15 protein-coding genes are annotated in these 13,231 nt (G+C 55.4%); 11 read left to right on the top strand and 4 right to left on the bottom strand.

Annotated features, from left to right (window positions below; genetic code table 11):
- Position 1 precedes the first annotated feature (1 nt).
- From glgX to E7738_RS21375, 3 genes are all read left to right on the top strand, one after another.
- Positions 2 to 2,077 carry a glycogen debranching protein GlgX gene (gene glgX, locus E7738_RS21385; protein ID WP_104093542.1) on the top strand — a complete coding sequence of 692 codons (2,076 nt, stop codon included), beginning with the start codon at positions 2 to 4 and terminating at the stop codon, positions 2,075 to 2,077.
- Between the two features lie 295 nt (positions 2,078 to 2,372).
- Positions 2,373 to 4,016, top strand: a complete 1,644-nt coding sequence (locus tag E7738_RS21380; protein WP_262258517.1) for a methyl-accepting chemotaxis protein — start codon at positions 2,373 to 2,375, stop codon at positions 4,014 to 4,016.
- A gap of 186 nt (positions 4,017 to 4,202) precedes the next feature.
- Positions 4,203 to 5,399 (top strand): MFS transporter, encoded by a 1,197-nt coding sequence (locus tag E7738_RS21375; protein ID WP_262258516.1) that lies wholly within the window; start codon positions 4,203 to 4,205, stop codon positions 5,397 to 5,399.
- A gap of 3 nt (positions 5,400 to 5,402) precedes the next feature.
- Here E7738_RS21375 and E7738_RS21370 read toward each other — a convergent pair whose 3' ends face one another.
- Complete coding sequence (locus tag E7738_RS21370) at positions 5,403 to 5,975, bottom strand: pyridoxamine 5'-phosphate oxidase family protein (RefSeq protein ID WP_262258515.1); 573 nt, start codon at positions 5,973 to 5,975, stop codon at positions 5,403 to 5,405.
- An 11-nt stretch (positions 5,976 to 5,986) separates the two neighbouring features.
- Positions 5,987 to 6,715, bottom strand: coding sequence for a YoaK family protein (locus E7738_RS21365; protein WP_010615793.1), 729 nt, complete (start codon positions 6,713 to 6,715; stop codon positions 5,987 to 5,989).
- 188 nt (positions 6,716 to 6,903) lie between these two features.
- Between E7738_RS21365 and E7738_RS21360 the strand changes: the two genes are divergently transcribed.
- From E7738_RS21360 to E7738_RS21340, 5 genes are all read left to right on the top strand, one after another.
- A complete protein-coding gene (locus E7738_RS21360; RefSeq protein WP_058770495.1) occupies positions 6,904 to 7,521 on the top strand; it encodes a TetR/AcrR family transcriptional regulator in 618 nt (205 codons plus the stop codon).
- A 144-nt stretch (positions 7,522 to 7,665) separates the two neighbouring features.
- The gene (locus E7738_RS21355; RefSeq protein ID WP_021508701.1) at positions 7,666 to 7,869 is read left to right on the top strand and encodes a hypothetical protein; all 204 of its coding nucleotides are present in this window, start codon (positions 7,666 to 7,668) and stop codon (positions 7,867 to 7,869) included.
- An 18-nt stretch (positions 7,870 to 7,887) separates the two neighbouring features.
- Positions 7,888 to 8,142, top strand: coding sequence for a biofilm development regulator YmgB/AriR family protein (locus E7738_RS21350; RefSeq protein ID WP_132463585.1), 255 nt, complete (start codon positions 7,888 to 7,890; stop codon positions 8,140 to 8,142).
- Between the two features lie 187 nt (positions 8,143 to 8,329).
- Positions 8,330 to 8,557: a YgdI/YgdR family lipoprotein gene (locus tag E7738_RS21345; protein ID WP_021508703.1), complete on the top strand. Its 228-nt coding sequence runs from the start codon at positions 8,330 to 8,332 to the stop codon at positions 8,555 to 8,557.
- Positions 8,558 to 8,579: 22 nt separating this feature from the next.
- A complete protein-coding gene (locus tag E7738_RS21340; protein ID WP_021508704.1) occupies positions 8,580 to 8,807 on the top strand; it encodes a YgdI/YgdR family lipoprotein in 228 nt (75 codons plus the stop codon).
- A gap of 111 nt (positions 8,808 to 8,918) precedes the next feature.
- Here the strand turns inward: E7738_RS21340 and E7738_RS21335 are convergent, their stop codons facing one another.
- Positions 8,919 to 9,998 carry a zinc-binding dehydrogenase gene (locus E7738_RS21335; RefSeq protein ID WP_394516408.1) on the bottom strand — a complete coding sequence of 360 codons (1,080 nt, stop codon included), beginning with the start codon at positions 9,996 to 9,998 and terminating at the stop codon, positions 8,919 to 8,921.
- Between the two features lie 111 nt (positions 9,999 to 10,109).
- On the opposite strand from E7738_RS21335, the gene E7738_RS21330 reads away from it, so the two are divergent.
- A complete protein-coding gene (locus E7738_RS21330; RefSeq protein ID WP_136546158.1) occupies positions 10,110 to 10,904 on the top strand; it encodes a helix-turn-helix transcriptional regulator in 795 nt (264 codons plus the stop codon).
- 79 nt (positions 10,905 to 10,983) lie between these two features.
- Complete coding sequence (locus E7738_RS21325) at positions 10,984 to 11,100, top strand: hypothetical protein (RefSeq protein ID WP_394516407.1); 117 nt, start codon at positions 10,984 to 10,986, stop codon at positions 11,098 to 11,100.
- Between the two features lie 53 nt (positions 11,101 to 11,153).
- Here E7738_RS21325 and E7738_RS21320 read toward each other — a convergent pair whose 3' ends face one another.
- Positions 11,154 to 12,056: a LysR family transcriptional regulator gene (locus E7738_RS21320; protein ID WP_394516406.1), complete on the bottom strand. Its 903-nt coding sequence runs from the start codon at positions 12,054 to 12,056 to the stop codon at positions 11,154 to 11,156.
- A gap of 94 nt (positions 12,057 to 12,150) precedes the next feature.
- Here E7738_RS21320 and E7738_RS21315 point away from each other — a divergent pair, with 94 nt between their 5' ends.
- Positions 12,151 to 13,158, top strand: coding sequence for a zinc-dependent alcohol dehydrogenase family protein (locus E7738_RS21315; RefSeq protein ID WP_394516405.1), 1,008 nt, complete (start codon positions 12,151 to 12,153; stop codon positions 13,156 to 13,158).
- Positions 13,159 to 13,231: the final 73 nt, after the last annotated feature.

The raw sequence follows: 13,231 nt of genomic DNA, 5'->3' as shown, positions 1-13,231 counted from the left end.
AATGTCTAACGGTAAACCTTTAGAAATCACCGCTGGATCGGGGCACCAGCTCGGCGCCAACTTTGATGGGGACGGCGTCAATTTTGCGCTGTTTTCAGCACACGCGGAACGGGTCGAACTCTGTCTGTACGATGAGAGCGGTCAGCATGAAATTGCCCGCTTCGATCTGCCGGAATATACCCACGAAATCTGGCACGGCTACGTGCCCGGGCTGAAACCCGGCGCGCTGTATGGTTATCGCGTTCACGGACCGTTCGATCCGGAAAACGGTCACCGTTTTAACCCGAGCAAATTACTGATTGATCCCTACGCCCGCGAGCTGCAGGGCAACATCGACTGGAATGAAGCGCACTTCGCTTACGATTTACTGCACGAAGATAAAGATCTGACGCTGGATACCCGTGACAGCGCGCCGTTTACTCCCAAGTGCCGGGTGATTGACACTAATGAGTTTGACTGGCAGGACCATAACCGGCCCAGCATTCCGTGGTCCAGTACGGTGATTTATGAAACCCACGTCAAAGGTTTCACCCAGCTTAATCCGGCGATTCCGGCAGAGATGCGCGGCACCTATGACGGCATGAGCCACAAATCCACCGTCGACTACATCAAAAGCCTCGGCGTGACGTCAGTGGAATTGCTGCCGGTGCACTGGTTCCCGGACGACCAGCACCTGCTGGATCGCGGACTGAAAAACTTCTGGGGCTATAACTCGCTGGCCTTTTTTGCGCCTGCCAGCCGCTATTTTGGCCCACGCGGTATTCAGGGCTTTCGCGACATGGTGCGCGCTTTCCACGATGCCGGCATCGAAGTGATTCTCGACGTGGTGTATAACCACACCGCGGAAGGCAACGAACTGGGGCCGACGCTGTCGTTTAAAGGGATTGATAACTTCTCCTACTACCGCACGCTGCCGGATCAGCACCGTTATTACATCAACGATACCGGCACTGGCAACACGGTGAATACCTCCCATCCGCGCGTGCTGCAGCTGGTGACGGATTCGCTGCGCTACTGGGCAGAATCGATGCATATCGACGGTTTTCGCTTCGACCTCGGCACCATTCTCGGCCGCGAGCCGGAAGGGTTCGATCAGCGTGGCGGCTTCTTTGATGCCATGACGCAGGATCCGGTGTTGTCAAAGCTGAAGCTGATCGGCGAACCCTGGGACATCGGCCCTGGTGGCTACCAGGTGGGTGGTTTCCCGCCCGGCTGGGCCGAATGGAACGACAAATATCGCGACACGGTGCGTGAGTACTGGAAAGGCGACAACGTCTCAACCGACTTTGCCGCGCGCCTGCTTGGTTCCGGCGATCTGTACGATCAACGCGGCCGCCGCCCGTGGGCCAGCGTCAATTTCATCACCGCGCACGATGGCTTTACGCTGAACGATCTGGTCTCGTACAACGACAAGCATAACGATGCCAACGGGGAAGATAACAACGACGGCCACAACGATAACCGTTCGTACAATTACGGTGCCGAAGGCCCCACCGACGACGAAGGCATCAACGCGGTGCGCGAGCGGCAGAAGCGTAACTTCCTCGCCACGCTGTTTTTCTCTCACGGCACACCGATGCTGCTGGCGGGCGATGAGTTTGGCCGCAGCCAGATGGGCAACAACAACGGCTATTGTCAGGATAGCGAGATTTCCTGGCTGCACTGGGAAGATCTGCCGGCTTCCGCTGATGCGTTACGCGATTTCACCCGTCAAATCATTGCACTGCGCGCACAGCAGCCGCTGCTGCGACGTGAAAGCTGGCGCGACGGCATGGAGATTAAATGGTTTAACGCCGGCGGCGGTTTCCAGCAGGCGGAACAGTGGGATGAGGGCTCGACGCTCGGCGTGTACATCGGGCGTCCGGACCTGCAAACCGAAGAGGGTATCTGGCACGATGTGCTGATGCTGTTCAATCCGTTTGAAGGCAATGTGCCGTTCCGCATCCCGCAGTTTGGTGAAGGCGGCTGGGTGCTGGAGCTGACCACCTCCGACAGCGCCAGTAAGGGATTGGTAATTACCAAAGAGAAGGATTTCGAGCTGGAGGGCCGCAGCCTGGCGCTGTTCCGCCGGCCGTGAGTGGAACGCAAGGTGCCGGTTTCCAGGTGCGCAGGGATGCGCACCCTGCGGAAACAACGGGACATGCACTCCCTGTTTCCAGGTGCGCATGAATGCGCACCCTACAGAAACAACGGGACATGCACTGTAGGGTCGCCGTTCACGGCGACCGGCTCCACTGTTAACCCGCCAGACTCTTCTGCTACCCGGCACTAAAATTTCATTAACTAAAAACCACAATCTGCCGATGTTCTTTAATCTGCCCTTGTACCCGCCGCGTCAGGCGTCGGGGTGCGTTTAGATTAAGGATAATAAGATGAACATCTCCCAACGATTGTTACTGACCTTTACCATGCTGTTTGGCGCCATCATTCTGCAAGCCGTGCTTGCCATCTCACTGCTTTCCGGCTTCCAGGAGCGCTTTGAATATGTGCAAACCAATGCCATCCCCTCGATCAAAGACCTCAACACGTTAATTGATCGCAGCAATCAGCTGGCGCTGACGCTCTACAAACATCAGACCCAGCTGCAGGACAGCAACATGCCTGCGGTTGAAGCGGACATTGATAAACAGATCGGCGGCCTGAAATCGCTCACCGATTACTACCTGACTCACAACCTCTCCAGTGACGAAGATAAGCGCCTGACCGAGCTGGCCTTTGCCAATATTCAGCGCGTGAGCGAGCGGCTGCCGGCGTTTCTCACTGCCTCGCGCGCGCATCAAAACGCCATCAGCCTTGATCTGATCGAGGGGCAGAACGGCATTGGTGCCGCCATTCGCCAGCTGGTTACCAATTACCAGCAGCAGCTGATGCTGAATATTTCTATCGGCGATGAGTTACGCGCCACCAACCTCAGCACCTTCCATGAAGTGCTGTGGACCACCATTACCGGCGTGATAGCCACAGTGATTATTTTTGGCCTGTTCGCCCTGTTCACCGTGCTGCGCATTCGTCGCAGTCTGTCCGATGTCGGCAAAGTCATGATGCGCGCCAGCGAAAATCTCGACCTGACGCTGAGCGCCGACGAAAGCCGTCGCGATGAGGTGGGCACCATGGCGCACTCTTTCAATCAGCTGATGCGCAGCGTCGCCAGTTCGTTAAGCGCCGTGCGCAGCGCCTCACATTCGGTGGGCAGCGCGTCAGTGGAGATCGCCGCCGGTAACGAAGACCTCTCTGCGCGTACCGAGCAGCAGGCTGCTTCGCTGGAGCAGACCGCGGCCAGCATGACTGAACTGAGTGAAACCGTACGTCAGACCGCCGATAACACGCGTCAGGCCAGCCAGCTGGCGGCTAACGCCAGTGCGCTGTCGGAAAAAAGTGGTACCTCGCTCAGCACCATGCTCTCGACCATGGATGACATTCGTGGCAGCTCGCGCAAGGTCACGGACATTGTTTCGATGATCGAAGGCATCGCTTTCCAGACCAATATTCTGGCGCTCAACGCCGCAGTCGAAGCCGCACGCGCCGGTGAGCACGGCAAGGGCTTTGCGGTGGTGGCGGGTGAAGTACGCAGCCTGTCGCAGCGCTCAACTTCGGCCGCGCGCGAAATCAAAGGGCTAATTGAAGAGTCGCATCGACTGACTGAAGCCGGAGCCGCCCAGGCAAGCGACGTCAGCAGCAACATGCAGGTGATGAATGACGCTATCCATCAGGTCAGCGAACTGATGAGCGAAATCGCCGCGGCCGCGGTTGAGCAGAGTCAGGGCATCAGCCAGGTGCAGCAGGCGGTGAATCAGATGGATGATGTAACGCAGCAGAACGCCGCGCTGGTGGAACAGGCCTCAGCCGCGTCGCAATCGCTGCAGGAGCAGGCCGAAACCCTCAACCAGCTGGTCGCCAGATTCGTGCTGGCGGAATCCGGCGCAACGCCGGCGATCAGGCCTGCGGCAGTCAGCCACAAAGCGCCACAGCCTGCGCGCCTGGCAGTGGCCAGCGATGCCGACTGGCAGAGTTTCTAATTCCCTCCTCCTCCGCGTCGCCGCGCGGAGGGGCTTTCTCCCACTGACGAACTCCCCGGCGCGCTGGCGCGAGCGACATTGCCTCAACGAGCGCCAGCAAAACTGCTATTCTGTGAACCATGCTAACGGTCATCAGCAACGAAAGTGTTTCACCTCCGCATGCCCGCCGCTCCCTAAAGGAACCTTATGCACCCTCAGCAACAGACACGCGGTAAATGGGCCATCTTTGGCCTGATGTTTATTCCTGGCTTTACCTGGGCTTCCTGGGTTAGCCGCACCCCCTTTATGCGCGATGTGCTGCACGCCTCGACGGAAATGATGGGCCTGATTCTGTTTGGCTTCTCCTGTGGCTCCATGCTGGGCGTGCTGCTGGCCGGTAAGCTGGTCGCGCACTTTGGCACCAGCCGGGTGATGCGCACGGGTTACCTGATCCTGCTCGGTGGCCTGGTGCTGATGACAGTTGCGTTAACGCTCGCCAGTAGCGGGCTGGTGTTTACCAGTCTGGTGTTGCTGGGCGGCGGAACCGCGCTGATGGATGTGGTGGTTAATGTCGAAGGGGCGGCGTTTGAGCGGCGCATCGGCAAGTCAATCATGACGATCATTCACGGCTTCTTCAGTTTCGGCACGCTGATCGGCGCACTGGCGGGGCTGGCCATGACCGCAGCCGATATCAGCACCCACTGGCACTTTAGCGTGGTGCTGCTGGTTAACCTGCTGATTGCCGCCCTGGCGCTGCGCCATCTGCCCGCCACCAGCGACAGCGAACGCAGCGAACAGCCGCATCATGGCGGCTTTCTGGCCCAGGTTGGACGTGAACTGCGTGACCGCCAGCTGCTGGTGCTCGGCGTGGTGATTCTGGCGATGGCGCTGGCGGAAGGCTCGGCTAACGACTGGCTGCCGTTACTGATGATCGACGGCCATAACCTCAATCATACCCAAAGCACGCTGGTCTACGCGGGTTTCACTGCCGGCATGACGCTGGGGCGCTTTATCGGTGGGCTGGTGGTTGATCGTCTGGGCCGTGTCTGGGTACTGCGCGCCAGCGCATTCTCCGCCGCGCTGGGGCTGACGCTGGTGATTTTCTCCGATAACCCATGGCTGGCGGCGGCGGCCGTGCTGTTCTGGGGCGTCGGCGCGTCGCTCGGCTTCCCGTTAACGGTCTCGGCGGCGGGCGATGGCCATAACAGCGCGGTGCGCGTCACGATTGCCGCCACGCTGGGTTATCTGGCGTTTCTGGTCGGCCCGCCCGGACTGGGCTTTATCGGCGAACATGCCGGATTGCGCATGGCGATGCTGCCGGTACTGATCATGGTACTGCTGGCGCTGGTGTGCGCCGGTGCGGCTGGCCGCCCGCGTCAGGCAAAAACACCAGCGGAACAATAAATCTCAGGGCACGTGCCAGCTGCCCTGCCAGCCATCCGCAGTGGCCTCAAATCGTGCGCGCTGATGGGGCTCGCAACTGACATCCAGCCACTCCACGCTATGCAAGGTGATCTGCACCAGCGCAAAGTGCTCGTCGGGCCCGGTGCCCGCCTTTTGCGCGCTGGCAGGCAGTGCGTCATCAGGATGAGCAATCACGCTGCCCGGCCTGACCGGTGACTGAAACAACGCGTGCGAATGTGGGCGCAATGCATGCCAGGCTGCGGCACGCTGTTGTGCATCGTCAACGCGCTGAGCCGTGCCTGCCAGCCTGAGCTGAACGCGCCTGGCGGCATCATAAGCCAGTAACGCCACCTGCGGCTGGGCTGCAATATCCTGCATTTTGGCGCTGCGCCGATCGGCGGTAAAACGCAGGGCCGGCAGCGTGGGCAAAAACTGCCGTATCACCACGGTGCGCAGGCTGGGCTGACCGTCGGCACTCACCGTTGCCAGCTGCATCAGGGTGAAAGCTGAACGCGATGTGGTGGCAGTGCTAAGCAACTGCCAGATAACTTGCAGGCGGTCGTCGAGCGAGATCATGATTCCCTTCCTTAGCGGGCGTGAAGCGGGTTGCTGCCAGCACGTTTCAGCGCCGACAGCGCCAGCGCGCTGAGCAGTAACCCAATGACGATCAGCAGCGCGTAGCTTAGCCACTGCAGCAGCAGAATGCCCAGCACCCCGCCAGCGAGAAATGCCAGCACGGTGTAGCAATGCAGTTTTAGCCGCTCAATGTACAGCGGCGCGTCTTTCGGTGACTCTTTGCGACGCAGCACGTCGAACAGCATCGCCAGCTCAATGCCGATATCGGTTGACGTGCCAGAGACATGCGTCGTGCGCACCCGGGCATTGGAGATGCGCGTTACTACCGCATTTTGCAGCCCCATCAGAAAGCTCAGGCTGAGAATCAGTAACACACCGCCCTCGCTGAAATGAAAGCCGCTTTCGACAATCCCCAGCACCAGCAACGCAATGCCCTCCAGCAGAATATTGATGGCGTAGATGCCGCGTATCTGCCGCCTGCGGCCGGAATTGATGATCAGCGTCGAGACCGACGAACCGGCGATGAATAACAGCACAATCAGCAGGAAGAACAGCCCGATATGCAGATTGGCTTTCGCCAGATGATCGGACAGTGACGAGACGTTTCCGGTCATGTTGGCGGAGAAGAAACCAACCGTTTCGAACGCTGCAGTGTTCAGTGCACCCGCCACGGCGGCCAGCGTCGCCGCCAGGCGGATGTCGGTGTTGAAAGTGCGCGTATCCTCAGTGGAGATCAGCATGAAAAGGTCCCGGCCCGGCAAAAGATTTATCATCCTCCGGCGGTCAAAAATTCTCAACTGGCAGGGCTGAACATTAACGCGGTTCGCTGTCGATCAGCGCACGCCGGGCCAGGCGTTTGGGCAGGATTTGACCCTGTCACTGATAAGCCGGATAATTTGGAAACGATTCATTCTAAATAGCCCGCATTATGACCAGTAAACCCAATCCGGCGCCGGCTGCCAGAGAGCGCGGCAGACCGCGCAATTTTGATATCGACGAAGCGCTCGACAGCGCCATGATCGTGTTCCGCCAGAAGGGTTTTCATGCGGCCTCGATTGCCGATTTAGGTGAAGCGATGAACCTGACGGCGGGCAGTATTTATAAAGCGTTTCAGGATAAACGTTCCCTGTTTCTGCGGGTGTTTGAGCGCTACATCCTGCTGCGCAACGTGGACCTGCGCGCCCGTTTGCAACAGTACCCGACCGGCCGGGCGCGCATTGCTGAGCTGCTGCAGTTTTATCTCGACTCAGCCAGCGAGATCGAGGGCAGACGCGGCTGCCTGGTGGTTGGCAGTACCGTGGAACTGCAAACGCTGGATGAAGAGTTATCCCAGCTGGTGCGTGAAGCGGTATTACGCAACCGCAACTTCCTGACTTCGCTGGTTGAGCAGGGACAAGAGGACGGATCGATTTCGCCACGACTGGATGCCGACACCGCTGCCGGATTGCTGCTTTGCGTGGCATTTGGTATGCGCGTGGTAGGCAAAATTCAGGATGTGACTAATGGCAAAGAAACCATTAATATGGTGCTCAGCATTCTGGACTGATTCGTCTGGCCTATTAGGAAATAGGCGTTTCCTAATTAATATTCGCCGCGATAACTTTTTTAAACCCTGGAATCGCGCGCTTAATAATATTTATCAGTCAGTAACATATTACTTAGATTTATGTTTATTTGTTCCGGGGGTTGAGTGAAGCACGATGAATTAGAAGATGCCGATGAGATCTATCTTTTATTGGGCAAAGTCGTCACACAGATTGTACAACCGGGTGAAACCTTATCTGTTCAGCAAATAATTGGCGCGCTGTATCGCACGGGCTTGCGCTCGGAGAATCCGGCCATCCAGCAGGCCTGCGATAATGCGATCAGGCTGCTGGCCAAAAAGCTGAATTAACGCACTGCTATCAGGGTAATGATGATGCGATACGATCCTTTTCATAATAATTCTGAAGATGCATTACCATGGACTGGTGGATCGCTGCAGGCAAAGCAGCATGAGTTACTTGGCACGCTGGTGCAGGAAATTTTGTGTAGCGGCAAGTTGCTGAACCGAAAAACCCTGTTTGTCGCGCTAATAGCACGTCTCGACCAGTGCGACGATGTGATATTGAAAACGCATTACGAGGCTATTTTTTCTCTGCTGCTTGGTCGCGTGGCCGCTGAGTAATATCGCAACGCTATCCTGCCTTCCCAATATACGCGGCGAAACACATTAGCCGCGCCTGGTAATTTCCTCCTCATCAATTGCCCGCTAAACCGCATTAATTGTGCAAAGAAAGCGAGTCAGGTCAGACCAGAATCCGGATTTTGTTCTACGCTTATAGCTGGACTTCAGACCAATCAGGGAAATTACTATGAAGAAACTGACTGTAGCGGCTGTGTTATTGACATCGATTTTTGCCATCGCCGGCTGTTCATCGAATCAGGCGATTAAAACCACCGACGGACGCACTATCGTCACCGATGGTAAGCCACAGGTGGATAGTGATACTGGCCTGGTCTCTTATAAAGATGCGCAAACCGGTAAAACAGAACAGATTAACCGTGACCAGATCACCAATATGAGTGAACTGAACAACTGATCTACTCGATAGGGAGAGCGACATGAAAAAAGTGATTTTGTTACCACTGGCAGCCATTGTGGCACTGAGCGCCCTGACCGGCTGTACCCGTACCAGCTACGCCATTCATACCAATGATGGCCGTACCATTGTCAGCGATGGTAAACCGCAGGAAGCGGAAAGCGGACTGCTCGGCTACGTTGATGCCAATGGTGTCAAACAGCAGATCAACAAAGCGGATGTCAAAGAGGTTTCTGAGATTCCGCATTAATCGGTTCTTATCAAGCCCGCGCAGCGGGCTTTTTTGTGCCAGAACGTTGTGATTGAACCCATACGCAGGGCCGTCGCAAGAGAGCCATCCGGTCCATCGCGGCGCCTTTGGTCAGGGACGCACGACGGTGAGTTTAAACGGCCCGCTGTTTTTCGCAGCATGCGCGACTGAATCATTCACTCTCTCAAGCGGAAACTCGGTTACGTCATAGTGGCTCAGATCAAGCAATCCCGCGCGTATAAGGCCGCAGAGCGTAGGGACTGCCGAAGGTTCATACATCCACTGCCCTTTTACGGTAATGAGGTTACGCATTATCCAGGGATAAGGTAGCGAAAGATCGTCCCCTCCCAGCATGCCAACACCGCCCATAAGGACTGCACGACCATAAGGTCTGACTGACATAATCGCATTCCGGGCGACAGAAGCCTGCGCAGACGGCGGAAGGAAATCAAGGACCGCATCAATGGGTCCCCCGGCCATGTGCCTCATGGCAGCAATATCGATCTCTGCTGTGCCTGTGAGCTTTACTGTTTCCACACGCGATCCAAAACGTTTTTTCAAATCGTTCAGCACCCGTTCACTACGGCCCGGTGCGATGACTTTATGGGCTCCCATGGCCAGGGCAGCAAGCACAGCGGAGCTGCCGAAATTACCGGTTGCGCCACTGACCAGCAGGCGCTCTCCCGCTTTCAAATCCATAGATAACAATCCGCCATAGGCTATAAGCAGCGTATTGATGGCACACCACCGCCCCGCTTCTGCAGGCGATATGTCGCCAATGGGCACTGCGTTTTCAGTCGGAATGCGTATTTGTTCAGCAAGACTGCCATTCAGGTGATATTGCTGGATTTTTTGTCCTCCTTCACCACGGGCACTCCATCCCTGAAGGACAATTTCTGGCGACAGCGCGTTGTCACGGGAACGCACCGTCGGATCGCAAAATACCCAGTCTCCTGGTTTCAGCCAGGCTGAGTCAGGGCCGGTCTGGCGAACCTTTCCGATGGCACCACAGCCCGGGATGACCGGCACAGGTAAAAGATATTTTCTCTCCCCACTCAGTACTTCATTCGTGTAGGAGAGAACGGGCGCCGCAACCACATCGACAATGACTTCCCCGGTTCCCATCACCGGTGCAGGCACATTCTTAACGTCTAGCGGACGGCCAAAGGCAGTAAGCACAGCAGCTTTCATGGTCATATTCTCCTGAGGGCATAGAACAATATGAAACCATCATAGGGCGACCAAAAACGGCGTAAAATACACTAGTTTTATACAGGTATAATTTACTACCAGGTTCAAAAAATGGTTAAGAATACTGAGCTCAGTCAGTTTTTACGTTCACGACGTGCAAGGGTTAAGCCTGAGCGTCCCCCCTCTGCCGGGCCAGAAAGACGGCGAACGCCCGGGCTAAGGCGTGAGGAAGTTGCGGCGATGCTGGGAATAAGTACGGAATGGTATACCAAAATCGAACAGGGACGGGTCAGCACGCTTTCCGAACGGATAGTTAACGCCCTGGGTAAAGCTCTGCAGCTGAACGAGGCAGAATTTCTGCACCTGAAAACACTGACAGGCCGGAAAAAAAGTGCAGATATCGAACATGAAGTTCCGGCTAGCTTATCGCATCTGGTCAGGGCGCTGAGTGAGCCTGCCTACGTCACCAATGACAGATGGGATGTATTGGTGTGGAATTCTGCAGCAGAACAGGTCGTCACGGACTTCAGCCTGTTGGCTGCAGATGAGCGAAATATCATGGTTTTCATGTTCACTACAGAGCAGGCCAGATACCTTTTTGGCGACACCTGGGCTGCAGAGGCACAGAGAATGCTCGGCCTGTTTCATTCCAGTTATTCACGAAATGCAGACAATGAGACCTTCACTGCGCTGGTAGAACGCTTAAGCCGTGAATGCCCGGAGTTTGATACATGGTGGAGCGAGCATGTGATAACGGCGCCGGTGTCCGGAGAGAAAAAACTCACTGGGAAGGACGGGATAACGCGGACATACTGCTATTCAACGTTTACGTCAAATGACTCCCCTGCACTCAAACTGGCAATTTATGTCCCGTTGTTATCTGCATCGGGCAGCAAGGTTATATGACATCATGATTCCGCCGGAGCAGTGTTAACGGGGTTTAGCTGAGTCTGCCGTAGCCTATAAAGAGCGATCTAACCTGCCGGTGATCCATGACGAAGTGGAGCGGCAGCAGCGTGAAGAAATATGTTATTACCTCCAGGAGCGCCGACATTATCTGGGGTATGTCGACTGCTGGACTGCACACGTTTTACATACATAACCCATCTGCTATTCAGTACAGGTGACAGGCTGTTTCATATTGCGTCCCGCAGGCTACCAGCGTGGTGTAGAAAACCATGAAGTCAGCCAGTCTGTTAATGCACTGATTTTTGCCGACTGCAACTGGCTTGAAGGTTTCATTAACCAGACACCATCCTCGCCTGTTGCCTGCCAGTCCGACAGCACTGGCACCAGTGAACCCTCAGCCAGTTCTTTCTGTACCAGCCAGTTGGCCGCGAGTAATATCCCCATACCCGATTGAGCGGCCAGTATAAGCCCATCCATTTCGTCACTCTCGTAACGCGTCTTAACAGGTACCCCTATCTGTTGACCGTCTTTCTCGAGTCGCCATTCGGGCCAGCTGTGCATGGGTGTGAAACCCAGGCAATCATGCTTACGAAGGTCCTGAGGGTGTGTTACAGGGGAATGGCGCTCCAGGTAATCCGGCGCGACACATAAAATGCGACTTGTATTTGCCAGCTTTCGGGCAATTAATCTGCTGTCCTTCAGAACACCAATACGTATTGCCATATCAAAATTATCACCCAGTAAATCTACGTAGCGATCGCTGCAGTGCAGCACAATACGGATGTCAGGATAGGCTTTCAAAAAGAATGGTAAGGCCTGTACGACCCACTTTCGTCCGAATGAGGCTGGAACGGTAAGGCGAATCGTCCCGGCCGGACGCGCTGCCAAATCACGGGCTTCCTCTTCCGCTTCCCGCAGCAGTTCATCTGCCAATTCAATTTTTTGCCGATAGCGTAAGCCCTCTTCTGTGGGACGTATGCGGCGGGTGGTGCGTTCCAGCAGGCGAATTCCCAGACGTTTTTCTAAAGCAGCTACACGCCGGGAAATGACGGAGACATCTCTTCCCAAATCGCGCGCACCAGCACTAAAGCTGCCAGCGCGCACTACCGCAAGAAAAGCTTCCCGCTGACGATAATCGTCATCATGCATTATTGCACCTCATGCAACAGTTATTTGTTTTTCAGGCTCATTATAGCGTCAGTTCTGCCTCAAAATGGTCGTATTAATTGAACCGGGGGACACCATGAAAGCTATCCACTTATCCGCTGCAGGAATAGACGGCTTAAAAATATGTGATATTTCACGACCACAACCAGGGTATGGCGAAGTGCTGATTCGTCAGCATGCTGTGAGTCTGAATTACCTTGATTTGGCGCTGGCCACTGGTAAATTCGGCGCTGTTTCGCAGCCGGTTATTCCTGGTGCAGACAGCGCGGGAGAAATTGTTGAGTCTGGAGAGGGAGTTGAAGGCTGGCAAATTGGCGAACGTGTGGTACCGGGTATGATGTCTCACTGGCATGCTGGAGCAATACGATCCGAACATCATCAAACATTACGCGGAGTTACAACCAACGGTGGGCTGGCAGAATACGCTGTAGTGCCTGCTGAATCACTGGTGCGTATCCCCGATTTTCTCAACTGGCAGCAGGCAGCGACGTTACCCATTGCCGCAACGACCGCATGGAACGCTATAGTGCGCGGTAAAATACAGCCCGGCAGCACTGTTTTACTGCTTGGCACGGGAGGTGTGAGTCTGTTTGCATTGCAATATGCGAAGGCAGCAGGTGCGCGGGTAATCATCATTTCCTCTTCTTATGAAAAACTGGACAGAGTGAAAGCCCTGGGAGCGGATGAAGGAATTAACTATCACGAGGTGCCCGAATGGGATCAACGGGTGCTTAAGCTGACTGAGGGGCATGGCGCTGATCTCGTACTGGAATCAGTGGGCGGCTCAACATTTGCGAAATCGATTAACGCAGCAGCTCATAACGGAACTATTTTCGTTATTGGCTTTGTTGGTGGTGCTGAAGTCAGCATGCCTGTTCTGCCCGTAATGCAAAAGATGTTGAATATTGTGGGTAACAATACGGGTTCGACTTCAGATTTGCGCGCGGCGGTCAGAGCGATTGAAACCTCCACGATTTATCCCGTAATTGATCGTATTTTCCCTTTTGCCGATACACGGAAAGCTTATCGCTACCTTGAGGCTGCCGGACATATCGGGAAAGTGGTTATTAGTCTGGATGCATAACTCTGAATCAGCCGGGAGTTCATCATGGGGCCTGATACCGGCTGATTACTCCTGTCCAGTAATGATGGACACT

Source organism: Pantoea sp. SGAir0430, from assembly GCF_043549295.1.
The sequence above is the reverse complement of the archived record's forward strand: the minus strand, read 5'-3'. Positions and strand labels throughout refer to the sequence as shown.